The organism is Micromonospora sp. NPDC047762 (assembly GCF_043204655.1).
In the GTDB taxonomy this organism is placed as follows: domain Bacteria; phylum Actinomycetota; class Actinomycetes; order Mycobacteriales; family Micromonosporaceae; genus Micromonospora.
Window position 1 is genome coordinate 738,011 of record NZ_JBIDCQ010000001.1, and the last position, 24,888, is coordinate 762,898.

Consider the following 24,888-nt stretch of genomic DNA (forward strand, 5'->3'; position numbering starts at 1 on the left):
CGGCCAGCCCGCCGGGCGGAACCCCCGACCGGACACCCCGCCGCCGACCGAGCGCGGCGGTCGCCGCCTCGACTGGCTGGACGACTGACCCCCACCACAGCACATGAAAACGGCCACCCGGAGATCCGGGTGGCCGTTTTCGCTGCAAGACCCACTCGCGATCAGTGAAGTCGGGCCATCCCGAAGACCTGGACACCGCGACTTCCGGAAAGCCGAGTTGATCACAGGGAGCGCGCGGCTCGGTCAGGCGCGGTCAGGCGCGGTCAGGCGGCGGAGAAGACGCCGTGGTGGAGCACCGGCACGACGTCCGACACGCCGATCCGGACGGCGACGTCCACGTCGGCGGCGAAGCCGCCCTCGGTCAACTCCCGTCCGGAGACGCTGCCGCGCACCGCGGCGGGCAGATCCGGGGTGCTCGCCAGCGCGGCGAGCGCCATGGCCGCCTCCACCGAGAGCCCACCGGGCACACCGGAGAGGGCGTCCAGCACCGAGGCGGCACCGAGTTGGTCCTCCACCGACGGTCGCAGCGACCCGTCCGGCCACCGTTCCCCCGAGGCGATCACGCCGATCGGGGCGTCCAGCGTGCCGTACCCCTGGCGGCGCAGCCAGTGCCCGACGGCGCGCGCGTTGCGCAGGCACGCCGCGACCACCGGCAGGCCGGTGGCGCTGGCGGCGGCGCTGATGGCCGAGCCGTTCGGGGAGGGCAGCACGAGGTCCGCCACCACCGGTGCGCTGCTCAGCGCGGCGGGCGAGAGCGACCACGGATGTTCCGCGGTCGTCTGCCGCCGCCCGACCGCAGCGGTCGCACCGACCCGGACTGCGTACTCGGCCGCCTGCTCACCCCAGGGGAACGGGTGCACCCGCATGCCCCGGGCGACCGCCACCTCCACGGCGGTGGTGAACGAGAGAACGTCCACCACCACCAGCGCCGCGCAGACCCGGCCGAGTTCGGCCGCCCCGGTCAGCCCCCAGTCGAACCGGGCACCCGATCCGGGCTGGCCGTAGACGGCGGCCGTCAACGCCTCAGCGCTCGTCAGGCGACGGCTCGGTGACACCGGAGTCAGGCTCGGACACCTCGCCCGGCTGCTCTGACCCGATCGGCTCGACCGCGCCGGTCTCCGGAGACGGACCCGAGGATGCGATCGGCTCGGAGACCACCTCGGCCGCGTCGACCGGCTCGGCCGGCTCGCCCGGCAACGGGACGGCCTCGACCGCACCCGCCACGCCGGCAGCCGGCGCGGGCACCTCGACGGACGCCGAACCCCCGAAGAGGCGCGGCAACGTCTCGGTGTGCGCGGTACGCAGCTCGTCCAGGCCGATCCGGAACTGACCGTGCACCTCGAGCGCCCCACCGGACGGGTCGGTGACGCCGATCAGCTCGAACGGCACGCCCCGCTCGGCGCAGAGCGCCGCGAACGCCTTGTCGTGGCCGCGCGGCACCGAGACCAGCGCCCGCGTGGCGGACTCGCTGAACAGGTAGACGAACGGCATCGAGCCCTCGGCGAACTGCTCCGGCACCGCGACCCGGGCACCGACGCCGCGACGCAGGCAGGACTCGACCAGGCTCTGGGCGAGACCGCCGTCGGAGAGGTCGTGCGCGGAGGCCAGGTGACCGACGCGGGCCGCCTCGGCCAGCAGCTCGGCGAGCGCCTTCTCGCGGAGAAGGTCGACCTGCGGCGGAATACCACCGAGGTGCTCGTGCGTCACCCAGGCCCACTCCGAGCCGGACAGCTCCACGTTCGTCTCGCCGAGCAGGTAGAGCTGGTCGTGGTCGCCAGCGGCGCGCGGCACGAAGCCCATCGGCACCCGGTCGGCGACGTTGTCCAGCACGCCCAGCACGCCGACAACCGGGGTCGGGTGGATGGCCGCGGCACCGGTCTGGTTGTAGAAGCTGACGTTGCCGCCGGTCACCGGGATGCCCAGCTCCAGGCAGCCGTCCGCCAGGCCGCGCACGGCCTCGGCGAACTGCCACATGACGCCCGGGTCCTCCGGCGAGCCGAAGTTGAGGCAGTCGGTGACGGCGATCGGCTTCGCGCCGGTCACCGCCACGTTCCGGTACGCCTCGGCCAGGGCCAGCTTGGTGCCGTTGTACGGGTCGAGCCTGGCGTACCGGCCGTTGCCGTCCACCGAGAGCGCCACACCCAACCCGGTCCGCTCGTCGATCCGGATCACGCCGCCGTCCTCCGGCTGGGCGAGCACTGTGTTGCCCAGCACGTAACGGTCGTACTGCTCGGTGACCCAGGACTTGTCGGCCAGGTTCGGCGACGCGATCATGCGCAGCACGGTCTCCCGCAGCGCCTCCGGGTCGGCCGGGCGGGGCAGCGTCTCGGCCCGGTCGGCCTGGAGCAGGATCAGGTCGGCCGGCTCACGCATCGGCCGGGCGTAGACCGGGCCGTCGTCGACCAGCGAACCCGGCGGCACGTCGACGACCAGGTGGTCCTGCCAGGTGATCAGCAGTCGACCCGGGCGGCCGTCCGGCTCCGGTGCGGTGACCTCGCCGATCGCGGTGGCGAGGACGCCCCACTTCTCGCAGGTCTTGAGCACAGCGTCGAGCTTGTCCGGCTCGACGACCAGCAGCATCCGCTCCTGCGACTCGCTGGCCAGGATCTCGTGCGGGTCCATCGAGGGCTCGCGCAGCGGAACCCGCTCCAGCCAGACCCGCATGCCGGTGCCGGCGGCGGCGGCGGTCTCGGTGAGCGCGCAGGTCAGGCCGGCGCCGCCGAGGTCCTGGATGCCGACGACAAGTTGGCCGTCGTACAGCTCGAGGCACGCCTCGATCAGCAGCTTCTCGGTGAACGGGTCGCCGACCTGCACGGCCGGTCGACGTGCCTCACTGCCCTCGTCGAAGGTCGCGCTGGCCAGCACCGACACGCCGCCGATGCCGTCCCGGCCGGTCTTGGCGCCCATCAGCACGACAACGTTGCCCGGGCCGGCGGCGGCCTTGTTCTGCAGCCGGCTGACCGGCAGCACGCCCAGGCAGAGCGCGTTGAGCAGCGGGTTGCCCTGGTAGGAGGGGTCGAAGACCAGCTCACCACCGATGTTGGGCAGGCCGAGGCAGTTGCCGTAGCCACCCACGCCGGCGACCACGCCGGTGAGCACCCGGGCGGTGTCCGGGTGGTCCGCGGCACCGAAGCGCAACGGGTCCATCACCGCGATCGGACGGGCGCCCATGGCGAGGATGTCCCGGACGATGCCGCCGACGCCGGTCGCCGCGCCCTGATACGGCTCGACGAAGCTCGGGTGGTTGTGTGACTCGACCTTGAAGGTCACCGCCAGCTCGTCGGAGATCTGCACGACACCGGCGTTCTCACCGATGCCGGCGAGCATTCGGTCGCTGGGCGGGGCCTTCTCACCGAACTGGCGCAGGTGAACCTTGCTCGACTTGTAGGAGCAGTGCTCGCTCCACATGATCGAATACATGGCCAGCTCGGACTGCGTGGGCCGGCGGCCGAGGATCTGCCGGATCCGGTCGTACTCGTCGTCGCGCAGACCAAGCTCGGTGTACGGCTGAAGCTCGCCCGGGGTGCCACCGGCGCGCGGCACGGTGTCCACGCCCTCGGCCCAGACGGCGGCGGCCGGCTGGGCGGGAGCGGTCGCCGGTGCGGCCGGCTGCGCGGGGCTCGGCTCGGTCGGCTGCGCCGGGGCGGAGTACGCCTCCGGCGTGTCCCGTACCGGATCCGGATGGGTGGTCATGACCTCTCCTCGCTGCGCTCGTGCCCGCCGAAGCCGCTCCTCGCACTCATGCCGGCGCCCCGACCAGGTGCTTGAGGACCGACGTGAAGAAGCCGAGGCCGTCCAGCGAAGGGCCGGTGAGCGCCTCTACCGCGTGCTCGGGGTGCGGCATGATGCCGACCACGTTGCCGGCGGCGTTGGTGATCGCGGCGATGTCGCGCTGGGACCCGTTGGGGTTGCCGCCGACGTAGCGGGCGACCACCCGACCTTCGGCTTCGAGCTGGTCCAGCGTCGCGGTGTCCGCGACGTAGCAGCCCTCGCCGTTCTTGACCGGGATGAGCACCTCCTGGCCGGGCTGGAACGCGTTGGTCCACGCCGTCCCGGCCGACTCGATGCGCAGGACCTGGTCCCGGTTGCGGAAGTGCAGGTGCTGGTTGCGAGTGAGCGCGCCGGGCAGCAGGTGCGCCTCGCAGAGGATCTGGAAGCCGTTGCAGATGCCGAGCACCGGCAGGCCACCCCGGGCGGCGTCCACGATCGTCTCCATCACCGGGGCGAACCGGGCGATGGCGCCGCACCGCAGGTAGTCACCGTAGGAGAAACCGCCGGGCAGGACGACCGCGTCGACACCGTGCAGCTCCGGATCGCCATGCCAGAGCCGGACCGGCTCAGCGCCGGCGATCCGGACGGCCCGGGCCGCGTCCCCGTCGTCGAGCGAGCCGGGGAAGGTGACCACACCGACCCGGGCGGTCACGAGCGGGCGTCCGCGGTCTCGTCGGCCTCGACCACGCGGACGGTGAAGTCCTCGATGACCGGGTTGGCGAGCAGCTTGTCGGCAATCTCCCGGGCGCGGTCCAGGTCCGGTTCACCGGTGAACTCGATCTCGATGCGCCTGCCGATCCGAACCGAGGCGACGTCACCGACGCCGAGCCGGGGCAGCGCGTTTGCGACGGCCTGGCCCTGCGGATCAAGGATCTCGGGCTTGAGCATGACGTCGACGACGACGCGAGGCACTGGGCACTCCTGACTGTGTACGCAGTTGGGTGCCGACCCACAAATGGGCGAGCGCAGCCAGCGTACCTGGCAGATATCGCCGCGGACGCACCGGCCGGGTGCGGTTCAGGCAGTGATCGACATTACTGACGCTCAGGGTGACACGTCGGGCGCTACAGGTGGCCCTAGCAGGACATACACGGCGCAGCGGGTGGCCGAATCGTTACATTGGGCAACCTCGATGACCTCCTTGATAACGATCGCGTCGCGCCCTACTCTACATCGACGTAGCTCGATCTGCCGGCGCCGGGAACCCCCCGCCGTCCGGCGCCGCCCGCGCCCGGCGACCCCGGGCCCGCCCCGTCCAAGGAGTCCACCCGATGCGCATCCGCCCCCTGCTCGCCGTACTCAGCACCGCGCTGGTCGGCGCCCTCGGCGTCACGTCCGCCGCGTCCGCCGCCCCCGCCGGCCCGCAACCCATCATCGGCGGCGGCACCGTCTCGTCCGCCCCCTGGGCCGCCGCGGTGCTCAGCAACGGCTCGTTCACCTGCTCCGGCAGCGTCATCGCCGCGCAGTGGGTGCTCACCGCCCGGCACTGCATCAGCGGCACCATGTCGGTGCGCGTCGGAAGCGTGAACCGCACCTCCGGCGGGGTCACCCGCACGGTCAGCGCCACCTACACCCGCAACGACCTCGCGCTCATGCGGCTCTCCAGCACCGTCAGCACCTCCGCGGTCAGCCTGGCCAGCAGCAACCCGCCGATCAACTCGACGAACTCGATCTACGGCTGGGGCATGACCTGCTACAGCGGCTGCTCGGCGTCCACCCAGCTCAAGACCGCCACCGTCCGGGTGACCAGCAACGGCGCCACCGACGCGTACGGCGGCCAGGCGATCCGCAGCACCCGGATCAACGGCAACGCCTGGCGCGGTGACTCCGGCGGCCCGCAGTTCTACAACGGTCAGCAGGTCGGCGTCGCCTCCACCGCCGACGGGTCGAGCATCCAGAACTACGGCAGCGTCGCGTACAACCGGGCCTGGATCACCTCGGTGGCCGGTGTCTGACGGTTAGCGCCCCGCTCGGCGCGGATGGTCGGCCACGTGCCGGCCGTCCGCGCCGCGTCGTTTTGCAGCATCCGATCAGGTGAACAATGCACCCGATCGGGTCGGGCCACTCCTGACAGCATCGGAACCGTGCTGGTCGTGACGACAGAGCAACTGCCCGGCTACGAGATCCGCCAGATTCTCGGTGAGGTGGTGTCATCGATGGCCAGGACGCGCAACCCGTACCGCGAGGGTGTGAAGAACCTGCGCGGTGGCGCGTACGACCCGATGGCCCCGGACAACCTGACCCGGTGGCGCACCGACTCGGTGACCCGCCTCGGCGAGGAGGCCCTCCGGATCGGCGCGAACGCGGTGATCGGCATGCGGTTCGACAGCCGGGACTGCGGCGAGATGTGGATGGAGATCTGCGCGTACGGGACGGCAGTGGTCGCCGTACCCAAGATGCCCGAGGTCATGCCGGCCGACCAGCCGGCGGTCGCGGCGGAGACCGCCACCGACCCGGCCTTCGCCGAATCTCTCGGCGGCATCGCCGAGCCCGCCAGCGCCCCCAACCTCCGCACCGCAGCAGAAACCCCAACCGGCGAGTAACCCCGCCAACCCACCCACCGACCCACTAGGCCCGGACCCTCGGCCTCGTTGATCATGAAGTTGTTGCCACCCCAACCGGCGTGTCGTGGCAACAACTTCATGATCGACAGCCCGGAGGGCCAAGGGGTGGGGTGGGGTTAGAGGATGGGGGGTGGGCTGTAGGTGGCGGCGTTCGGGTGGGCCGTCACCACGGTGGTGATGCGGCTCGTCACCGCTGCCACCTGGGCCTGGGCGGCGCCGACGAAGGCGTTGCGGTCGGCGACCAGGGTGTCGATGTCGGCTCGGGACAGGCCGAGTCGACCGTCCGCTGCCAGGCGGTCGAAGAGGTCGTTCTCCGGTGAGCCCTTCTCGCGCATCGCCAGGGCCACCGCCACCGCGTGCTCCTTGATCACCTCGTGGGCGACCTCCCGGCCGACGCCTCGCCGGACCGCCGCGACCAGGATCTTCGTGGTGGCCAGGAACGGCAGGAACCGCTCCAGCTCGCGGTTGATCACTGCCGGGTACGAGCCGAACTCGTCGAGCACTGTGAGGAACGTCTGGAACAGCCCGTCGGCGGCGAAGAAGGCGTCCGGCAGCGCCACCCGGCGGACCACCGAGCAGGACACGTCCCCCTCGTTCCACTGGTCACCGGCCAGCTCACCGACCATCGACAGGTAACCCCGGATGATCACGGCGAAGCCGTTCACCCGCTCCGAGGAACGGGTGTTCATCTTGTGCGGCATCGCGCTGGAACCGACCTGACCCGGCTTGAAGCCCTCGGTCGCCAGCTCCTGACCGACCATCAACCGGATCGTGGTGGCCAGCGACGACGGCGCGGCGGCCGTCTGGGCCAGCGCGGCCAGCACGTCGAAGTCGAGCGAGCGCGGATAGACCTGCCCGACGCTGTCCAGTACCCGGGAGAAGCCCAGGTGCTCGGCGACCCGCCGCTCCAACTCGGCCACCTTGTCGGCGTCACCGTCGAAGAGGTCGAGCTGGTCGGCGGCCGTGCCGACCGGTCCCTTGATCCCCCGCAGCGGGTAGCGGGCGATCAACTCCTCCAGCCGCTCGTACGCGATCAGCAGCTCCTCGGCCGCCGACGCGAAGCGCTTGCCCAACGTGGTGGCCTGCGCCGCCACGTTGTGCGACCGGCCGGTCATGACCAGCTCGGAGTGCTCGTGGGCCAGCCAGGCCAACCGGGCCAGGGTGGCCACCACCCGGTCGCGGATCAGCTCCAGCGAGGCGCGCACCTGGAGCTGCTCGACGTTCTCGGTGAGGTCCCGGGAGGTCATCCCCTTGTGCACGTGCTCGTGCCCGGCGAGCGCGCTGAACTCCTCGATCCGGGCCTTCACGTCGTGCCGGGTGACCCGCTCCCGCTCGGCGATCGAGGCGAGGTCGACCTGGTCGAGCACCCGCTCGTACGCCTCGACAACGCCGTCCGGCACCGGCACTCCCAGGTCGCGCTGAGCGCGGAGAACGGCGAGCCAGAGCCGCCGCTCCATCCGGACCTTCTCCTCCGGGGACCAGAGGGCGACCAGTTCGGGCGAGGCGTACCGGTTGGCCAGCACGTTGGGGATCGTCGTCACGTGCCTCATTCTCTCCTACCCGGCGGCCCGTGCGGCCGGCAGGCCAGGGCGGGTGCCGGTGGGGCCGACTGGCCGTTTTGTCGCCCGGGGCGGCACAGCTACCAGCCGGTATCGGATCATGGTCTCCATCTGATCTCCGGCGAAGCCGAATCTCTTTTCACGACAGAGGGCATGCATGCGTAGAAGATCCCTCGCCGGCCTCACCGCGATCGCGGTGACCGGCGGCACCCTCCTGGCCACCGGCGCACCCGCCCAGGCAGACGACCCTGTGATGCTTCTGCACGTCAAGCAGGCCGACGCGAACTGCTCCGACCAGGGGCCCGGCTCCGACGACACGCCGTTCTGCACGATCGGTGCCGCAGCCGCCGTGGTGACCGCCCCCGGGGAGGTCTGGATCGACGGCGGCACCTACGCCGAGCGCGTCACCATCACCAGCTCCGGCACACCGGGATCGGGGATCGCTTTCGTCGCCAAGACCCCTCGCACCCCGGTGACGCTCGTCGGTCCGAACGCGGGGCTGGTCGTCGACGGCCAGCACGACATCTATATCCAGGAAATCAATGTCAGTGGGTCTGCCGACGTGCCCGCCCTCGATCTGCGGAACGCCTCGAACGTAGTGGTCGCGGGCGGCAGATTCACCATGGCGAACGTCGCCACCGCGCCCGCCATCCGACTGACCAATGCGACGTGGACATGGCTGGATGGCCTCATCGCCACCGGAGCGGCGCTCGCCGACGGATTGACGATGGATGCCTCCACCAGCGACGTGCGCGTTAGCAACACGCTGGTGTCGACCGCCCCGAACCACGTCGCCGCCGATAGCGGCGTGGGCATTCGAGTCGACGGGCCACAGAACACGATCATCGACGGCGACGTCGCCGGCTTCTCCGGAGCTGCCATCTCGGTGGGCCCGGCCGCCGCCGGGACGGTGATCGCCAACAACCGGATCAAGGGCGGGATCGGGTACGGCATCCACAACCGCGGAGCCGTGGGCACTGCCATCGCCAACAACGACATCCAGGACCGCTGCCTGGGCGGCATCCGGGTCGACGGTGCGTCATCCCAGGTCTCGGTGCAGAACAACCTGCTCCGCAACAACGCCGCCTTCGCCCAGGGCTACTGCGACCCGCAGGCTCCCGAAGGCGCTGAGATCGCGGTCCACGACGCCGCGGTGAGCGGCACGGTGATCGATTACAACAACACCTGGCACCAGTCCGCGTCCGCGACCGGCTACTCGTGGAACGGAACCAGGATGGGTCTCACCCAGTTCCGCACCGTCTCCGGGCAGGCCGCACACGACCGGTACACGTCGGATGTCCGGGAGAATGTCGACTCGGCGAACTCGACGGCGCCCGGCTACCAGGATCTCGACACCGAGGGCAAGCCACGCCGGGACGATCCGGCCGTGCCGAACACCGGCGCCGGCCCGATCGCGTACGCCGACCGTGGCACCGCGGAGGCCATCAAACACCCGGTGTCGTCCTTCGACGCCACAGTGGACCTCGCCACGAGCACGGTCAGGGTGGACGCCTCCGCCTCGACGCCGGGCTTCGTCCCGATCCGTGACTACGACGTCAGCTGGGGCGACGGAACCTCCACCCGCCAGTCCAGTCCGATCGCCACGCACAGGTACGCCACACCGGGCACCTACAACGTCACCGTCACCCCCTACGGGACCGACGGCCTGACCGGCAGCAGCACCGAGCAGGTCAGCGTGCTGCGGCGGACCGCTTCCGTGGGCCTGCTCGCCATGTCGAACCGTCGCTACGTGGGAACGTCCGCGTCGGTTCTCCTGCCGAACCAGGCCGGGTTGACCGCCGCCGCGCAGTACGACCTGGGGGACGCCGGCAACGGCCAGGTGGCCCTCGTCGCGCGGTCCAACGGCCGCTACGTGACGCAGTCGGCCAACGAGTCTCTGAACGCCGCGGGCCAGGTGGTCGGCACGCCGGAGAAGTTCACTGTCGTCCGCAACAGTGACGGCACCGTCAGCCTCAAGGCGAGCAACAACCTGTACGTCACCGCCGACGCCAGCGGCACCATCTCGATGAGCGCCAGCCGGTCCACCATCAGCGCCTCGGAGAAGTTCGCCCAGGTGCCGGTCGCGGACGCGAACAGGTCGCTGAAGGCCAGCGTGAACGGCCGCTACGTGATCGCCGACGGTGCCGGTGTGAAGCCGCTGATCGCGAGCGCGGCGACCGTCGGCAGCTGGGAGCGGTTCGACATCGCCGACCTCGGTAGCGGTCAGATCGCCCTCTTCGCCCGCGCCAACAGCCGCTTCGTGTCCGCCGACGGCGCCGGCACCAAGCCGCTGATCGCCAACGGCCCGGCCGTCAGCACCTGGGAGAAGTTCACAATGGTCCGCAACAGCGACGGCACCGTCAGCTTCAAGGCCGGCATCAACAGCAAGTACGTCAGCGCCGACGGCGCGGGCAGCAAGCCGCTGATCGCCAACGGCCCGGCCGTCAGCACCTGGGAGAAGTTCACCCTCGGCTGAGCCGGCCCAATCGATCGACGCCCGCCGGAACCTCGGGGTCCGGCGGGCGTCGTCGGGCGAGGGCCGGTCGTACTCGACGCTGAGCGCGTCGAGCACCGGACGCAGCCGGGCGATCAGGACCGGGATGACCGCGGCCTCGTTGTACATCGGAATGACGACAGACAGCACCAACGCTTACCGGCCCCGTTCCGGACCCAGCTGTCATCGAACGCACCTCGTTCGGGGGTGCGGACGGTCACCGTCACCCGACAACCTCACGGGCGTTCAGCCGGCCGTTGAACAGGACGTCAACGTCTACCTGCCGGCCGCCTCGATCCGCCGGAACCAGGACGGTCACGAGACGGGTGGCCGTTTTGTCACCCAGGTCAGCACCTCACTTGTCGATCATGCAAAATCGCCTTATCTGACTTCCGGCGTCGCCGGATCCTCCTCCTTTTCGAGGCCAGCATGCGCAAATCCTTCTTCGCCGGTCTCGCGACCGCGTTACTGACCAGCGGCACCCTGGTGGGCACCGCGCTGCCCGCCCAGGCGGCCGCTCCGACGACGCTCTACGTCCGGCAGAATGCCGCCACCGGCTGCTCGGACCAGTTCCCGGGCACGTTGGCGCAGCCGTTCTGCACCATCGGAGCCGCAGCAGCGATCGTCACCGGTGGGCAGACAGTCGACGTCGGCGGCGGCACCTACCGGGAGCGCGTCACGATCGGCACGTCCGGCACGCCGGAGCAGCCGGTCACCTTCCTCGCCGCTTCCGGTTCCGGGGCGACCCTGATCGGCGCGACGGCCGGCTTCGTGATCGACGGCCAGCATGATGTGGTGCTTCAGAACCTCCGCGTCGTCGGGTCGGGCGACGTGCCGGCCCTAGACGTGCGCAACTCCTCGGGCCTCACCATCCGAGGCGGCACCTACGCCCTGAACATTCCCGCGACGTCACCGGTGATCCGGTTCGCCGGCGTGACCAGCTCAAGCCTGTCGAAGATCATCGTCAGTGGGTTGACCGCCAGCGCCGGCATCACCATGGACGCCGCCAGCAGTGACGTGGCCATCCAGGACACGAGCGTGCAGGGCTATGCCAACTACGTCCTTGCCGACAACACGGTCGGCGTCCGGATCGACGGGCAGCGCAACTCGTACATCGGTGGCAGCGTTGACGGCTTCAGCAACGCGGCGATCGCGCTCGGGCCCACCGCAGCCGGCACCGTGGTGGCCAACAACGTGATTTCCGGGGGCGCCGGCCACGGCGTGCACAACAACGGGGCCACCGGCACGGCCATCGCCAACAACACCATCAAGGACCGCTGCCGCGACGGCATCCGCGTCGACGGAGCCTCGTCCGGCGTCTCCGTACAGAACAACGTGCTCGCTCTGAACGGTTACTTCAATCTGGCTTACTGCGACAACAAGGTGCTGGACGGGGTCGAGATCGGCGTCTACGGCGGTGCCGTCGGAAAGACGGTGGTCGACTACAACAACGCGCACCACTACTACAACGACTCACCGGAGATCTACGCCTGGAACACCCGGATGTCGCTCGCTGCGTTCCGGGCCGCCTCCGGCCAGGCCACACACGACCGCGAGACGGGGCAGGCCCGGGACAACATCGACTCGGCGAACTCGGCCGCCCCCGGTTACCCGACCCTCGCCCGCGGCGGCGCGCCGCGCGTCGACGATCCGGGCGTGCCGAACACCGGCGCCGGCCCGATAACGTACGCCGACCGTGGCACCATCGAAGCCGTCCGGAGCCCGGAGGTGCGGTTCGACGTCGCCATGAGCATCCAGGCGCGGTCGGTGACTGTGGACGCGTCCGCCTCTCTCCCCGGCCTCAACCCGATCGCGTCCTACCAGTTCTCGTTCGGCGATGGCAGCAGCGTCACCCAGACGAGCCCGATCGCCTCGCACACCTACGCGAACCCGGGCTCTTACCGGATCGCCGTCACGGTCACTGGCACCGACGGTCGGTCGGGGACTTACGGCAGGCAGATCAGCATGCTGCGGCCGACCGGGACCGTCGGTCTGCGCGCCCTCTCCAACCGCCGCTACGTGAGTTACGAGAAGAGCTACGGGCTTCGGCCGAACCAGGCCGAACCGAGCACGATCGCGCAGTTCGACCTGGCGGATGCCGGCAACGGCAGGGTCGCCCTCTTCTCCCGGGCGGTCGGTCGCTACGTCGCCGTCGCTGAGTCCGACCTCGTCACATTGACCGCGGACAGCGTGTTCGTGGACGTACACGAGTCGTTCAAGCTGGTGCGCAACAGCGACGGCACCATCAGCCTCCAGAGCCCCATCACCAGCAAGTACGTGACCGCCGACGTCAACAGCGCCGTTCCGATGAGCGCCAGCACGTCCACCATCGGCACCTGGGAGAAGTTCCTCCTGGTCGTCGTACCGGACGCTAACCGGTCACTGAAGGCCAAGGTCAACGGTCGCTTCGTCAGCGCCGACGGCGCGGGAGCCAAGCCGTTGATCGCGAGCGCGGCGACCGCCAGCACCTGGGAACGGTTCGACGTGGTGGATCTCGGCAACGGGCAGGTCGGCCTTCTCGCCCGGGTCAACAACCACTTCGTGTCCGCCGACGGCGCTGGCGCCAAGCCGCTGATCGCGAACGCACCGACGGCCAGCACCTGGGAGCGGTTCACAATGATCCGCAGCAGTGACGGCACCGTCAGCTTCAAGGCCGCCATCAACAACAAGTACGTCAGCGCGGACGGCGCGGGCAGCAAGCCACTGATCGCCAGCGGCCCGGTCGTCAGCTCCTGGGAGAGGTTCACCCTCGGCTGAGCCCTACCGCACTGTCGACGCCCGCCAGACCCTCGGGTCCGGCGGGCGTCGCCGTGCACACTCCGTTCAGCGCTCCAGGATGGCGGTCACGCCCTGACCACCGGCGGCGCAGATGGAGATCAGCCCACGCCCGCTGCCCCGCTCGGCCAGGAGCTTCGCCAGGGTCGCCACGATGCGCCCGCCGGTGGCGGCGAACGGATGCCCGGCGGCCAGCGACGAACCGTTGACGTTGAGCAGGTCGGTGTCGACGGCGCCGAGCGGCGCGTCCAGGCCGAGCCGGTCCTTGGCGAACTCCGGCGACTCCCAGGCGGCGAGGGTGGCCAGCACCTGCGACGCGAACGCCTCGTGGATCTCGTAGTAGTCGAAGTCCTGCAACGTCAGGCCGGCACGGGCCAGCATCCGGGGCACCGCGTACGCGGGTGCCATCAGCAACCCCTCGTCGCCGTGCACGAAGTCCACCGCCGCCGTCTCCGACCAACTGAACCAGGCCAGCACGGGCAGGTGGTGCGCAGCCGCCCACTCCTCGCTGGCCAGCAGCACAGTGGACGCGCCGTCGGTGAGGGGTGACGAGTTGCCGGCCGTCATGGTGGCGTGCTCGGCGTCCGGGCCACGGGTGCCGAAGACCGGCTTCAGCGAGGCGAGCTTCTCCAGGCTGCTGTCCGGGCGAAGGTTCGCATCCCGGGTGAGCCCCAGGTACGGCGTCATCAGGTCGTCGAAGAAACCCCTGTCGTACGCGGCGGCGAGGCGCTGGTGTGAGCGCAGCGCCAACTCGTCCTGGGAGCGCCGGTCGATCTGCCAGCGCACTGCGGTCCGGGCGGCGTGGTCGCCCATGGACAGCCCGGTACGCGGCTCGGCGTTGCGCGGGATCTCCGGCTTGAACGGCTGGGACGGGCGCAGCTTCGCCGCGATCTTGAGCCGTTCGCCCAGCGTACGGGCCGAGTTGAGCTTGAGCAGCGTGCGGCGCATCTCCTCGTTGACGGCGAGCGGGGCGTCGGAGGTGGTGTCGACACCGCCGGCGATGCCCACGTCGAGCTGACCGAGGGCGATCTTGTTGGCGACGAGGATGGTCGCCTCCAGGCCGGTGCCGCAGGCCTGCTGGATGTCGTACGCCGGGGTGTGGGGGTCGAGTCGGGAGCCGAGGACCACCTCACGGGTGAGGTTGAAGTCGCGGGAGTGCTTGAGCACCGCCCCGGTGACCACCTCGCCGATGCGCTGCCCGGCCAGCCCGTAGCGGGCGATCAGGCCGTCGAGCGCCGCGCCGAGCAGGTCCGCGTTCGACGCGTCCGCGTAGCGGGAATTGGAGCGGGCGAAGGGGATGCGGTTGCCCCCGATGACCGCGACCCGCCGGATGCTCTGCACGATCCGCCTCCTCGACATGTGTTGCTCGAACCCTACTCGCCAGTAGGCTACGCCCATGACCGACAGGTACGCGAGCTTCGTCCAATCGGCCGCCGGCCGCGCGCTGGTCAAGCGCCTCGGGCTGCCCGACCCGCCCCGACTGCGCCGGCACCACCCCGGCGACCCGCTGCTGGCCGGCCCGGCCCTGCTCGGCGCGGCCACCGGCGGCCGGCTCGCCGAGCCGGTTGCCAAGATCCTCACCAGCGCCGGGGTCGAGCTGGCCGACCCGGCCGCCGCCACCTCGCAGCGGTACGGAGCTCTGCTCTTCGACGCCACCGGGATCACCGACTCGACCGAGCTGCGTCAGCTCTACGACTTCTTCCACCCGCAGGCTCGGGCCGTGCTGCCCAGCGGCCGGGTGATCGTGCTGGGCACCCCGCCGCAGGAGTGCCCGACACCCCGCGAGGCGACCGCCCAGCGCGCCCTCGAAGGGCTGGTCCGCAGCATCGGCAAGGAGTTCGGCCGGGGCACCACCGCGCAACTCGTCCACGTCGCCCGCGACAGCGACGCCGCCGGCACGCGCACGAGCCTCGAATCGACTCTCCGGTTCCTGCTGTCCGGCCGGTCCGCGTACGTGTCGGGGCAGGTCATCCGGGTCGGCGGCGGCGCGGCGAGCGTCCCGGCCGACTGGGACCGCCCGCTGGACGGGCAGGTCGTGCTGGTCACCGGCGCCGCACGGGGCATCGGTGCCGCGTTGGCTAAGGTGCTCGCCCGCGACGGCGCGAAGGTGGTGGCCCTGGATATCCCGGCCGCTGGTGACGCGCTCGCCGCCGTGGCGAACGACATCGGCGGCACCGCCGTCCAACTCGACCTGACCGCGCCGGACGCGCCGACCCGACTCGCGGAGCACCTGGCCGGCAGGCACGGCCGGGTCGACGTGGTGGTGCACAACGCCGGCATCACCCGGGACAAGACGTTGGGCCGGATGGACGCCGACCGGTGGGACCAGGTGATCGACGTCAACCTCTCCAGCCAGGAACGGATCAACGACGTACTGCTGGAGCGGGAGCTGATCCCGGCCGGCGGGCGGATCATCTCGGTCTCGTCGATCGCCGGGATCGCCGGCAACCGGGGGCAGACCAACTACGCCACCAGCAAGGCCGGTGTGATCGGGCTCGTCGACTCACTCGCGCCGGCCCTGCGCGAGCACGGGATCAGCGTCAACGCGGTGGCCCCGGGCTTCATCGAGACCCGGCTGACCGCGCGTATCCCGCTGGTGGTCCGCGAGGCGGGGCGGCGGATGAACAGCCTGGCCCAGGGCGGGTTGCCGGTGGACGTGGCCGAGACGATCGGCTGGCTGGCCTGGCCGGCCAGCGGCGCGGTCAGCGGAAACGTGGTCCGGGTCTGCGGCCAGAGCCTGCTGGGGGCGTGATGGGAACGGGGCCGGAGTCGGGCGGCCGCAGCCTGGTCGAGCTGCCCCGGATGCCGGCGGTCGGGGCGCTGCACCGACGGGCGTTGCTCGGCGCGCTACCGGGCCTCGGGGGTGGACGGCGCGGGCCCGACCTGAAAGCTGTCGAGTTGACGGTGAGCGGGGTGACAGTCGACCGGACGCAGTTGGCCGACTACGACAGGGTCTGCGGGTTCCGGCTCACCGACCGGCTGCCCGCGACGTTTCCCCACGTCATGGGCTTTCCGCTGGCCCTGCGCCTGATGACAGCGCCGGACTTCCCCCTCCCGCTGATCGGCCTGGTGCACGTCGGCAACCGGATCACCACGCACCGCCCGATCACCGCCGACGAAACCCTCGACTTCACGACGTACGCGCAGAACCTGCGCCCTCACGACCGGGGGCGGCAGGTGGACGTGGTGCTGGTCGGTTCCGTCGACGGGGCGGAGGTGTGGCGTGGCGTCTCGACGTACCTCGGTCGGGAGGGCAAGCCGGGCGGGCGCGAGCCCGGCGAGCGACCCGCCGCGCCGACGGCCACCGCCCGCTGGCGGGTGGAACCGCGCGTCGGTACGGAGTACGCGCGGGTCTCCGGCGACCACAACCCGATCCACACCTCCCGACTCGGTGCGCGGCTGTTCGGCTTCCGCCGGCCGATCGTGCACGGCATGTGGAGCAAGGCGCGCTGCCTGGCCGCGCTGGAGTCCCGGCTGCCGGACGCGTACACGGTCGAGGTCGCTTTCAAGCTGCCCGTGCCGCTGCCGAGCACTGTGAGCTTCGCGCTCCTGCCGGATGGCGGGTTCGCCCTGCACGACTCGCGGGGCCGACCCCACCTGACGGGCTTAGTGCGCTGAGCGCGCCGCACCGCACCGTGCGCTGAGCGCGCCGCACCGCACCGTGCGCTGAGCGCACCGCACCGCCTCGTGCGCTGAGTTGGTCCTGCCCTTGGCAGGCGCGCGCTTCTGCGCTAAGTTGTTCTCAGAGCGAGATGTTCTCAAAGTGAGAGAGACGTGATGAACGAGCAGGAGTTCCTGGCCGCGTACGACCCCCGGGCCTATCCGTCGGTCGCCGTGACCGTCGACGTGGTGGCCCTGACCATCCGCGACGGCGCACTGCACCTGCTGCTGATCCGGCGCGGCGAGGCACCCTTCGCCGGGCACTGGGCGCTGCCCGGGGGCTTCGTCCGCCCCGACGAGGACCTGACCACCGGCGCCGGACGGGAGCTGGCCGAGGAGACCGGGCTCGGCGGCGAGGAGCTGCTCCGCGTACACCTGGAGCAGTTGGGCAGCTACGGCGCTCCCGACCGCGACCCGCGCATGCGGGTCGTCTCGATCGCCCACCTCGCGTTCGCCCCCGACCTGCCGGACCCGGCCGCCGGCAGCGACGCCGACGAGGCGATCTGGCTGCCGGTGACCGCTTTGACCAGCCGGCAGCTCGCCTTCGACCACGGCCGGATCATCGACGACGCGTTGGAACGGGCCCGCTCCAAGTTGGAGTACACCCCGCTCGCCACCCGCTTCCTCGCCGCCGAGTTCACGATCAGCGAACTGCGCGCCGTCTACGAGACGGTCTGGGGGCACCCGCTGCACGCCGGCAACTTCCACCGCAAGGTGCTCTCCGTGCCGGGCTTCGTGGAGAGCACCGGCGCCAGCACCGAGCGCGGTGGTGCCCGGGGCGGCCCGCGCGCCCGCCTCTACCGGGCCGGCGACGCCCGCCTGCTGCACCCGGCGCTGCTGCGCCCCGCCCGCGAGGAGACGGTGCGGTGAGGGCGACCGAGGCAATCCACCTGGTCGCGGCCGCCCGCACCGACGCGGACCTGTTCGGCGCCGACCAGCCGGCCCGCCGCTACCGCGAGCTGGTCGCGGCCCTGCACCCCGACCGCCTGCCGACCGACCCGGCGGTACGCGCCGAAGCCATCGACGCGTTCATCCACGTCACCACCCGGTGGCATGCACGGCAGACCACAGTCCTCGGCGACTACCGGCTCGGCGCGCCAACCCACTCAGGTGACCTCGCCGACCTCTACGACGTCGGCGACGACCGGTTGCTGAAGCTCCCCCGACGGCCCACCGACAACGACCTGATGGCCCGCGAGGCGCACGCCCTGCGCACCATCGCCGAGCGCGGTGACCCGCGCTACCTGCCGTACGTGCCCCGGCTGGTCGACGAGTTCCGGCACCGCGACGCCAACACCGGCGCGGAACGGCGGATCAACGTGCTCGCCACCGCACCCGGCCTGCACGACCTGGACGAGGTACGGCGCGCGTACCCCGACGGGCTGGACGCCCGGGACGTCGCCTGGATGTGGCGGCGACTGCTGGTCGTGCTCGGCCTGGCCCACCGGGCGGGCGTGGTACACGGCGCGGTAGTGCCCCGACACGTGCTGATCGAGCCGGACGCCCACGGCGTGGTGCTGATCGACTGGTGCTTCTCCGCGGCTGTCGGCAGCACCATCCCGGCGGTGGTCCCCGGCCACGGCTGGGACCCGGAGGAAGTCCTCAAGAAGCAGCCGTGCGGGCCGGGCACCGACATCGCGATGGCCAGCCACTGCATGAGCTGGCTGATGGGCCCGCGCGCGCCCCGCGAGCTGCACATCTTCGCGCAGGGCTGCCGGCAACGGTCCCTGGGCGCCCGGCCCGACGACGCCTGGCGCCTGCTGCGCGAACTCGACCAGGTGCTGGACCGGCTCTACGGGCCACGCACCTTCCGACCCTTCACCCTCACCCCCTAAGGAGCTGTCATGGGCAGTGGAATCTGGTCCACCGACGTGTACGACGCAGCCGACCGCTACCGCCGGTCCACCGGCAGGAGCGCCTTCTCCTACAGCGACAGCGGGGCGCGCACAGTGCACCCCGCGCTCGACCCCAGGGACGCGACCCGCGAGAGCCGCGACTCCGCCGAGCACCCCCGGTCGACCCCCGTCGCGGTGCTCTTCGACGTGACCGGCTCGATGCGCACGGTGCCACGGGTCCTGCAGACCAAGCTGCCGCAACTGCTCGGGCTGCTGCAACGGCAGGGCTACGCCAGCGACCCGCAGATCATGTTCGGTGCCATCGGCGACGCCACCTGCGACCGGGTGCCGTTGCAGGTGGGCCAGTTCGAGTCGGACAACCGGATGGACGACGACCTCGGCCGGATCGTGCTGGAGGGCGGTGGCGGCGGACAGATGAGCGAGTCGTACGAACTGGCCATGTACTTCATGGCCCGGCACACGGTCACCGACAACTGGGAGAAGCGCGGCCGGCGCGGCTACCTGTTCATCATCGGCGACGAGCTGGCGTACCAGCGGGTGAAGGCCCGGGAGGTGGCCGGCCTGATCGGGGACGACCTCTCCGAGGACGTGCCGCTGCGGCAGGTCGTCGACGAGGTGACCCGCCGCTGGGACACCTACTACCTGCTCCCCACCGGCAGCCACTACTCCGGCAACGCCACGGTGCTCGACTTCTGGCGGGACCTGCTCGGGCAGAACACCGTCGTGCTCGACGACCTCGACGCGGTCTGCGAGACCATCGCGCTCACCATCGGCCTCGGCGAGCAGGCCATCGACCTGGACGAGGGCCTGCGTGACCTGGACCGCGCCGGCTCCAGCGCCACCGGGACCGTGTCGAAGGCGCTGGCCCGCCTCGGTCGGGGACGGCGGGCCGAGGTGTCGACGCTGCCGACGTTCACCGACACGGCCAGCGGGGTGACCCGGTTGTGAACCACGTGGCGGTGGTCGACCTCGGCTACGGCGACGCCGGCAAGGGCACCGTTGTGGACTGGCTCTGCGCCACCCGTCCCGTGCACACGGTGGTCCGCTTCAACGGGGGCGCGCAGGCGGCACACAACGTCGTGCTGCGCGACGGGCGGCACCACACGTTCGCGCAGTTCGGTGCCGGCACCTTCCATCCCGGTGTGCGTACGCACCTGTCCCGGCACGTGGTGGTGGACCCGCTGGCGATGGCCGCCGAGGCCGACCACCTCGCCGCTGTCGGGGTGCCCGACGCGCTCGACCGGCTGACCGTCGACGGGGACGCACTGCTCGCCACCCCGTACCACCGGGCCGCCAACCGGGCCCGCGAGATCGCCCGGGGAGCCGACCGGCACGGCTCCTGCGGGCTGGGGGTGGGCGAGGCCGTCGCGTACGGTCTCGCCCACCCCGACGACGCGCCCCGGGTCGCCGACTGCCACCACCCGGCACTGCTGCGCCGCAGGCTGACCATCCTGCGGGACCGGCTGACCGCCGAGCTGGGCCCGCTGGACGCGCCACCGATCGAGGACTGCCTGCCCGCGTACACGGGGTTCGCCGACCGGGTCGCCATCGTCGACGCCAGTTGGCTCGCCGGGGCGCTGCGCACCGGGACCTGCGTCTTCGAGGGCGCGCAGGGGGTGCTGCTCGACGAGTGGCACGGCTTCCACCCGTACACCACCTGGAGCACCACCACGTTCGCCAACGTCGACAGCCTGCTCGCCGAGGCGGGCCGACCCGGGGACGTGACCCGGATCGGGGTGCTCCGCGTCGTCACCACCCGGCACGGGCACGGCCCCTTGGTGACCGAGGACAGCAGCCTGCCGTTCGCCGACGCGCACAACGCCACGAACCCGTGGCAGGGCCGGTTCCGGTTCGGCCACTTCGACGCGGTCGCCCACCGGTACGCCCTCGCCGCGGCCGGCGGCGTCGACGGCCTGGCCCTTACCCACCTCGACCTGACCGGCCCCGACCTGCGGATCTGCCGCCGCTACGACACCACCGACCGGCTCACCCCGGGCCCGCCCGGCGACCTGGACCGGCAGGCCGCGCTCACCGCCCGCCTGCTGCGTTCGCGCCCGGTGTACGACGACCCACCGGCGGACTGGGCCGAGGCGGTACGCGCGGAGCTGGGCACCCCGGTGGTGCTGACCTCGCACGGCCCCACCGCCGACGACAAGACCCGGTGCGGCCCACTGCTGGCCCCACCGGCCCTGGTCCGCGCCAACTGACAACTCGGGGCCGAAGGCCTGTGATCCGGCGACTCGCCCACCGGGCAGGTCGCGCCCGGCAAGCATGGGGGAATGGACGCCCTCCTCGACCTCCTCCGTGGGACGGTCACGTCGCCGTGGGTCTACCTGGTGATCTTCGGGCTCACCGCGGTCGACGCGTTCTTCCCCGCGGTGCCGGGCGAGGCGGCGGTGATCACCGCCGGGGTGCTCTCGGCGAGCGCCGGGCACCCCAGCCTGACCCTGGTGATCGTCAGCGCCGCCGTGGGCGCGCTGGTCGGCGACCACATCTCGTACGCCATCGGAAAGGGCGGAGGTGCCCGCCGGCTGGCCCGCCTGCCCGACGGCAGCCGCCGGCGGGCCAGCTCCGAGTGGGCCCGGCGGGCGGTGGACAGGCGCGGCGGGATGATCCTGACCACCAGCCGGTACGTGCCGGGCGGGCGGACCGCCGTCACCCTCACCATGGGCGCGGTGGGCTATCCCCGCCGGTCGTTCCTGCTGTACGACAGCATCGCGACGATCACCTGGGCGCTGTACTGCGGGCTGCTCGGCTACTTCGGCGGGCTGGCCTTCGAACGTGACCCGGTGAAGGGCGTGCTGGTCGGGGTGGGGGTCTCGCTGGTCGTCACGTTCGGGCTGGAGGGGATTCGGTGGCTGCGCCGCCAGGCGCACCGACGCGCCGCCGCTCGACGCTGACGGGCACACCCGTCACAGCAGGTCGGCGTCGTACACCAGGATGGCCAGCTGCACCCGGTTGCCCGCGTGGAGTTTCGCCAGCGCCCGGCTGACGTGTGCCTTGACGGTGGCCTCGCTCATCGTCAGCCGCCGGGCGATCTCCGCGTTGCCGCGCCCGCGCGCCACCTCCCGGACGATCGCCAGCTCCCGCTCGGTCAGCGGTGCGAGCCGCTCACGGGCCGCCTCCCGGCGGGCCGGACCGCGCTCGGCGAACGAGCTGATGAGGCGCCGGGTCACCGTCGGGGCGAGCATCGCGTTCCCGGCGGCCACCGTGCGGACGGCGGCGGCCAGCTCGCGGGGCGGGGTGTCCTTGAGCAGGAAGCCGACCGCGCCGGCACGTAGCGCGCGGTGCACGTACTCGTCGAGGTCGAAGGTGGTCAACATGATCACCTTTGGGCCGACGGCGACCACGTCGGGCGCCACGGTCAGCCCGTCGACGCCCGGCATCCGCACGTCGAGCAGCACCACGTCGGGGCGTAACCGCTGGGCCTGCTCCAGCGCGCCGGCACCGTCGGCTGCCTCACCGACGACAGTGATGTCCTCCGCCGCCTCGAGGATCAGCCGCAGCCCGGCCCGAACCAACTGCTCGTCGTCGACCACCACGACCCGGATCACGTCGCACCCGCCAGCGGAATCAGGGCCCGGACCAGGAAGCCGTCGTCCACCGGAGCTGCCTCCAACCGGCCGCCGAGCAGCTCCACCCGCTCGCGCAGCCCGAGCAGCCCCTGCCCGGCACCCGGCAACGCCGACCCGCCCTCGGACGGGCCGTTACGGACCAGCACCTCCAGCCCGTCGGGCAGGTAGCGCAGGCAGACGGTCGTCTCGGCGTCGGCCGCGTGCTTGCGAACGTTGGTCAGCGCCTCACGGACCACCCGGTACGCGGTACGCCCCAGCGTCGTTGGAAGTGCCCTCGGCACACCCTCGTCCTGCCGGGACACCCGCAGCCCGGCGGCACGGGACTCCCCGATCAACTCATCCAACGTGTCCAGCCCCCGCTCCGGCGTCACGGTCGGGTCGGCCTGGCGCAGCACACCCAGCACCTCGCGCAGGTCGGTGAGCGCCTGCCGGCCGGTCGTCCGGATCAGCGCGGCGGCCTCGACGGTGGCCGGGTCCGCGGCGGTCACCTCCAGCGCCCCGGCGTGCACCACCATCAACGAGACCCGGTGTGCCACCACGTCGTGCATCTCCCGGGCGATCCGGGTCCGTTCCTCGGCGCGGACCCGGTCGGCGCGGGCCTCCTGCTCGCGTTCCAGCCGCTCGGCCCGGTCCCGCAGGGCGGCGAGCGTGTCCTGACGGGCCCGCACCCACAGGCCGAAGATCAACGGAAGCCCCACCAGGCCGGCGGCGAGCAGCAGCACGTTGCCGGTGCTGGCGGTGGTGATCCGGCGTACGCCACCCACCGCCAGCCCGACCAGTACCCCGCCGGTCAGCACCCCCGCCGCACCGGCGAGGTACCCGGCGAGTTGGCGACCTCGCAACCGCAGACCCGCCTGGTACGAGGCCAGCACCCCGGCCGCCGCCGCGGCGAGCACCAGCCAGCCGACCGCCGCGGCCAGGAACAACGGCCAGCGGCGGGTCCGGACCGTGCCGGCGGCCCAGGCCGAGCCCAGTGCGATCAGCAGCACGACCATGCTCGGCAGCGGCGAGCGGACCCCGATGTCACCGGTCGCGCTGGCCCACACGGCTGCGGCGACCAGGACGGCGAGCAGCGGCGGGGCGTACCGATGGACGACCCGCCGGAGGGCGACGGCGCTGGAGGCCACGCAGCGAGCCTAGGGCCCAGCCGACGCATCGGGCCGCCCCGCAGCGCCGTACCCGGGTGAGGTGGGGGATGACCCCGATGCACAGTCCGGGCCGGCCGCTACCTAAGTAGTGCCGCCCACCTGACCACTGGCCGATGTCCGGAGCCGCCGCCCCGACCAGCATCGGGATCATGGATCTGCTCGACCTGCTGCACGACACGATGTCCTCGCCCTGGGTGTACCTGGCGATCTTCGCGATCGCGGTGCTCGACGGCTTCTTCCCGGTGGTGCCGAGCGAGACGGCGGTGATCACCGCGGGGGTGTTCGCGGCCTCCGGAGCGCCGTACCTGCCGGCGGTGATCCTCGTGGCCGCCGCCGGGGCGCTGGTCGGGGACCACATCTCGTACGCCATCGGGCGGGGCGGCGGCACCCGGCTGCTCGACCGGCTGCCGCCCGACGGTCGACGCCGGGCCGCCATCGACCGGGCCCGTCGGGGGATCGCCACCCGGGGCGGCCTGATCCTCACCGTGGCCCGCTACATCCCCGGCGGCCGGACCGCCGTCACCCTCACCATGGGTGCGGTGCGCTATCCCCGGCGACGGTTCCTCGCCTTCGACGCGCTGGCCGCCAGCTCGTGGGGGCTCTACTCCGCGCTGGTCGGGTACGTCGGTGGGCTCGCCTTCGAGCAGGACCCGCTGCGTGGTCTCCTGCTCGGTCTGGGCCTCGCCCTGACGGTGACGGTGGTCGTCGAGGTGGTCCGTTGGCTCCGCAACCGCCGCCGTACGGCGCGGGCCGGCGAGCCGGGCACCGACGCTCTTTCCGCCGGGGCCGTCAGGCGGCCGGCGGACGCCAGGTGACGCCGTGCAGCAGTTGGGCGGCGCCGAGCCAGGCGACGTTCATCATCCGGGTGGCCGTCTTCTCCGGGTCGGCGTCCGGGTGGTCCGCGAGCCAGTCAGCCAACGACTCGGTCGCGCCGACCAGGGCGTACGCGACGACCTCCAGGTCGATGGCGGCGATCTCGCGGCCCTCGGCGCGCAGCGCGTGGTCGAGCATTCCGGCGACCACCTCGACCAGCCGGGCCCGCATGGTGGCCAACTCGCCGGCGAACGGCTGTTCGCCCCGGGCCTGCCGGTAGAGCACCGCCCAGCCGTCCCGGTAGGCGCCGACGAAGCCGAAGAACGCCCTCAGCCCGCGCCAGAGCCGCTCGTCGGCCGGCAGGTCGGGGGCCGCCGCCCCGGCGATGGCCTGCATCATCCGGGTGCCTTCCCGGTGCAGGCAGGCGACGAAGAGCTCCTCCTTGGTGCCGAGGTACGCGTACACCATGGGTTTGGAGATGCCGGCGTCCTCGGCGATCTCGTCCATGCTGGCGGCGTGGAAACCACGTCGGGAGAAGACCTTGACGGCCGCGTCGAGCATCTGCTGCTCGCGGACGGCGCGAGGCAGGCGCTTGAAGGCGGGGACGCTGGACACCTTGCGAGCATACCTACTCGTGCGTAGGGTTACGCACGAGTAGCCAATCTTCCGGAAG

Annotated in this window: 21 protein-coding genes; 12 read left to right on the forward strand and 9 right to left on the reverse strand. The window is 71.7% G+C overall.

Going from position 1 to position 24,888, the window contains the following annotated elements; all coding sequences use genetic code 11:
* Window positions 1-263: 263 nt before the first annotated feature.
* Genes ACGF3C_RS03650 through purS form a run of 4 tightly spaced genes read right to left on the reverse strand, consistent with a single transcriptional unit; the run spans window position 264 to window position 4,683 of the window.
* Window positions 264-1,019 (reverse strand): 2-phosphosulfolactate phosphatase, encoded by a 756-nt coding sequence (locus ACGF3C_RS03650; RefSeq protein WP_393219074.1) that lies wholly within the window; start codon window positions 1,017-1,019, stop codon window positions 264-266.
* 4 nt (window positions 1,020-1,023) lie between these two features.
* Window positions 1,024-3,693 (reverse strand): phosphoribosylformylglycinamidine synthase subunit PurL, encoded by a 2,670-nt coding sequence (gene purL, locus ACGF3C_RS03655; RefSeq protein ID WP_393218412.1) that lies wholly within the window; start codon window positions 3,691-3,693, stop codon window positions 1,024-1,026.
* Between the two features lie 46 nt (window positions 3,694-3,739).
* Window positions 3,740-4,423, reverse strand: coding sequence for a phosphoribosylformylglycinamidine synthase subunit PurQ (purQ, locus tag ACGF3C_RS03660; RefSeq protein ID WP_091396055.1), 684 nt, complete (start codon window positions 4,421-4,423; stop codon window positions 3,740-3,742).
* Window positions 4,420-4,683: a phosphoribosylformylglycinamidine synthase subunit PurS gene (gene purS, locus ACGF3C_RS03665; RefSeq protein WP_350854676.1), complete on the reverse strand. Its 264-nt coding sequence runs from the start codon at window positions 4,681-4,683 to the stop codon at window positions 4,420-4,422. The genes purQ and purS overlap by 4 nt, the downstream gene beginning before the upstream one ends.
* 359 nt (window positions 4,684-5,042) lie before the next feature.
* Here purS and ACGF3C_RS03670 point away from each other — a divergent pair, with 359 nt between their 5' ends.
* A complete protein-coding gene (locus ACGF3C_RS03670; protein ID WP_355004709.1) occupies window positions 5,043-5,726 on the forward strand; it encodes a trypsin-like serine protease in 684 nt (227 codons plus the stop codon).
* A 24-nt stretch (window positions 5,727-5,750) separates the two neighbouring features.
* Complete coding sequence (locus tag ACGF3C_RS03675) at window positions 5,751-6,314, forward strand: YbjQ family protein (RefSeq protein ID WP_357203695.1); 564 nt, start codon at window positions 5,751-5,753, stop codon at window positions 6,312-6,314.
* A 137-nt stretch (window positions 6,315-6,451) separates the two neighbouring features.
* On the opposite strand, the gene purB is transcribed toward ACGF3C_RS03675, so the two are convergent.
* Window positions 6,452-7,876: an adenylosuccinate lyase gene (gene purB / locus ACGF3C_RS03680; protein WP_238689259.1), complete on the reverse strand. Its 1,425-nt coding sequence runs from the start codon at window positions 7,874-7,876 to the stop codon at window positions 6,452-6,454.
* A gap of 175 nt (window positions 7,877-8,051) precedes the next feature.
* Here purB and ACGF3C_RS03685 point away from each other — a divergent pair, with 175 nt between their 5' ends.
* Entirely contained in the window at window positions 8,052-10,370 is a 2,319-nt protein-coding gene (locus tag ACGF3C_RS03685) for a right-handed parallel beta-helix repeat-containing protein (protein WP_393218419.1), read from the forward strand.
* A 447-nt stretch (window positions 10,371-10,817) separates the two neighbouring features.
* On the forward strand, window positions 10,818-13,145 hold the full coding sequence (locus tag ACGF3C_RS03690; RefSeq protein WP_393218421.1) for a PKD domain-containing protein: 2,328 nt from the start codon (window positions 10,818-10,820) through the stop codon (window positions 13,143-13,145).
* 66 nt (window positions 13,146-13,211) lie between these two features.
* Here the strand turns inward: ACGF3C_RS03690 and ACGF3C_RS03695 are convergent, their stop codons facing one another.
* Window positions 13,212-14,504, reverse strand: a complete 1,293-nt coding sequence (locus ACGF3C_RS03695) for an acetyl-CoA C-acetyltransferase (RefSeq protein WP_393218424.1) — start codon at window positions 14,502-14,504, stop codon at window positions 13,212-13,214.
* A 55-nt stretch (window positions 14,505-14,559) separates the two neighbouring features.
* On the opposite strand from ACGF3C_RS03695, the gene ACGF3C_RS03700 reads away from it, so the two are divergent.
* From ACGF3C_RS03700 to ACGF3C_RS03730, 7 genes are all read left to right on the forward strand, one after another.
* A complete protein-coding gene (locus ACGF3C_RS03700; RefSeq protein ID WP_393218427.1) occupies window positions 14,560-15,915 on the forward strand; it encodes a 3-oxoacyl-ACP reductase in 1,356 nt (451 codons plus the stop codon).
* Window positions 15,915-16,781: a MaoC/PaaZ C-terminal domain-containing protein gene (locus ACGF3C_RS03705; RefSeq protein ID WP_393218430.1), complete on the forward strand. Its 867-nt coding sequence runs from the start codon at window positions 15,915-15,917 to the stop codon at window positions 16,779-16,781. Before ACGF3C_RS03700 ends, ACGF3C_RS03705 begins: the two co-directional genes overlap by 1 nt.
* Before the next feature lie 159 nt (window positions 16,782-16,940).
* The gene (locus ACGF3C_RS03710) at window positions 16,941-17,693 is read left to right on the forward strand and encodes an NUDIX domain-containing protein (protein ID WP_393218433.1); all 753 of its coding nucleotides are present in this window, start codon (window positions 16,941-16,943) and stop codon (window positions 17,691-17,693) included.
* On the forward strand, window positions 17,690-18,658 hold the full coding sequence (locus tag ACGF3C_RS03715; protein WP_393218436.1) for a serine/threonine protein kinase: 969 nt from the start codon (window positions 17,690-17,692) through the stop codon (window positions 18,656-18,658). The genes ACGF3C_RS03710 and ACGF3C_RS03715 overlap by 4 nt, the downstream gene beginning before the upstream one ends.
* Before the next feature lie 9 nt (window positions 18,659-18,667).
* Window positions 18,668-19,627 carry a hypothetical protein gene (locus tag ACGF3C_RS03720; RefSeq protein WP_357230203.1) on the forward strand — a complete coding sequence of 320 codons (960 nt, stop codon included), beginning with the start codon at window positions 18,668-18,670 and terminating at the stop codon, window positions 19,625-19,627.
* Window positions 19,624-20,886: an adenylosuccinate synthetase gene (locus ACGF3C_RS03725; RefSeq protein WP_393218440.1), complete on the forward strand. Its 1,263-nt coding sequence runs from the start codon at window positions 19,624-19,626 to the stop codon at window positions 20,884-20,886. The genes ACGF3C_RS03720 and ACGF3C_RS03725 overlap by 4 nt, the downstream gene beginning before the upstream one ends.
* Window positions 20,887-20,958: 72 nt before the next feature.
* On the forward strand, window positions 20,959-21,579 hold the full coding sequence (locus ACGF3C_RS03730; RefSeq protein ID WP_357230207.1) for a DedA family protein: 621 nt from the start codon (window positions 20,959-20,961) through the stop codon (window positions 21,577-21,579).
* Between the two features lie 12 nt (window positions 21,580-21,591).
* On the opposite strand, the gene ACGF3C_RS03735 is transcribed toward ACGF3C_RS03730, so the two are convergent.
* Both ACGF3C_RS03735 and ACGF3C_RS03740 read right to left on the reverse strand, forming a co-directional pair.
* Window positions 21,592-22,233: a response regulator transcription factor gene (locus ACGF3C_RS03735; protein ID WP_357230209.1), complete on the reverse strand. Its 642-nt coding sequence runs from the start codon at window positions 22,231-22,233 to the stop codon at window positions 21,592-21,594.
* The gene (locus tag ACGF3C_RS03740; protein ID WP_357230211.1) at window positions 22,230-23,381 is read right to left on the reverse strand and encodes a histidine kinase; all 1,152 of its coding nucleotides are present in this window, start codon (window positions 23,379-23,381) and stop codon (window positions 22,230-22,232) included. Before ACGF3C_RS03740 ends, ACGF3C_RS03735 begins: the two co-directional genes overlap by 4 nt.
* 170 nt (window positions 23,382-23,551) lie before the next feature.
* On the opposite strand from ACGF3C_RS03740, the gene ACGF3C_RS03745 reads away from it, so the two are divergent.
* A complete protein-coding gene (locus ACGF3C_RS03745) occupies window positions 23,552-24,217 on the forward strand; it encodes a DedA family protein (protein ID WP_393218445.1) in 666 nt (221 codons plus the stop codon).
* Here ACGF3C_RS03745 and ACGF3C_RS03750 read toward each other — a convergent pair.
* A complete protein-coding gene (locus ACGF3C_RS03750) occupies window positions 24,192-24,830 on the reverse strand; it encodes a TetR/AcrR family transcriptional regulator (protein ID WP_357230213.1) in 639 nt (212 codons plus the stop codon). The genes ACGF3C_RS03745 and ACGF3C_RS03750 overlap by 26 nt on opposite strands.
* Between the last annotated feature and the right edge of the window lie 58 nt (window positions 24,831-24,888).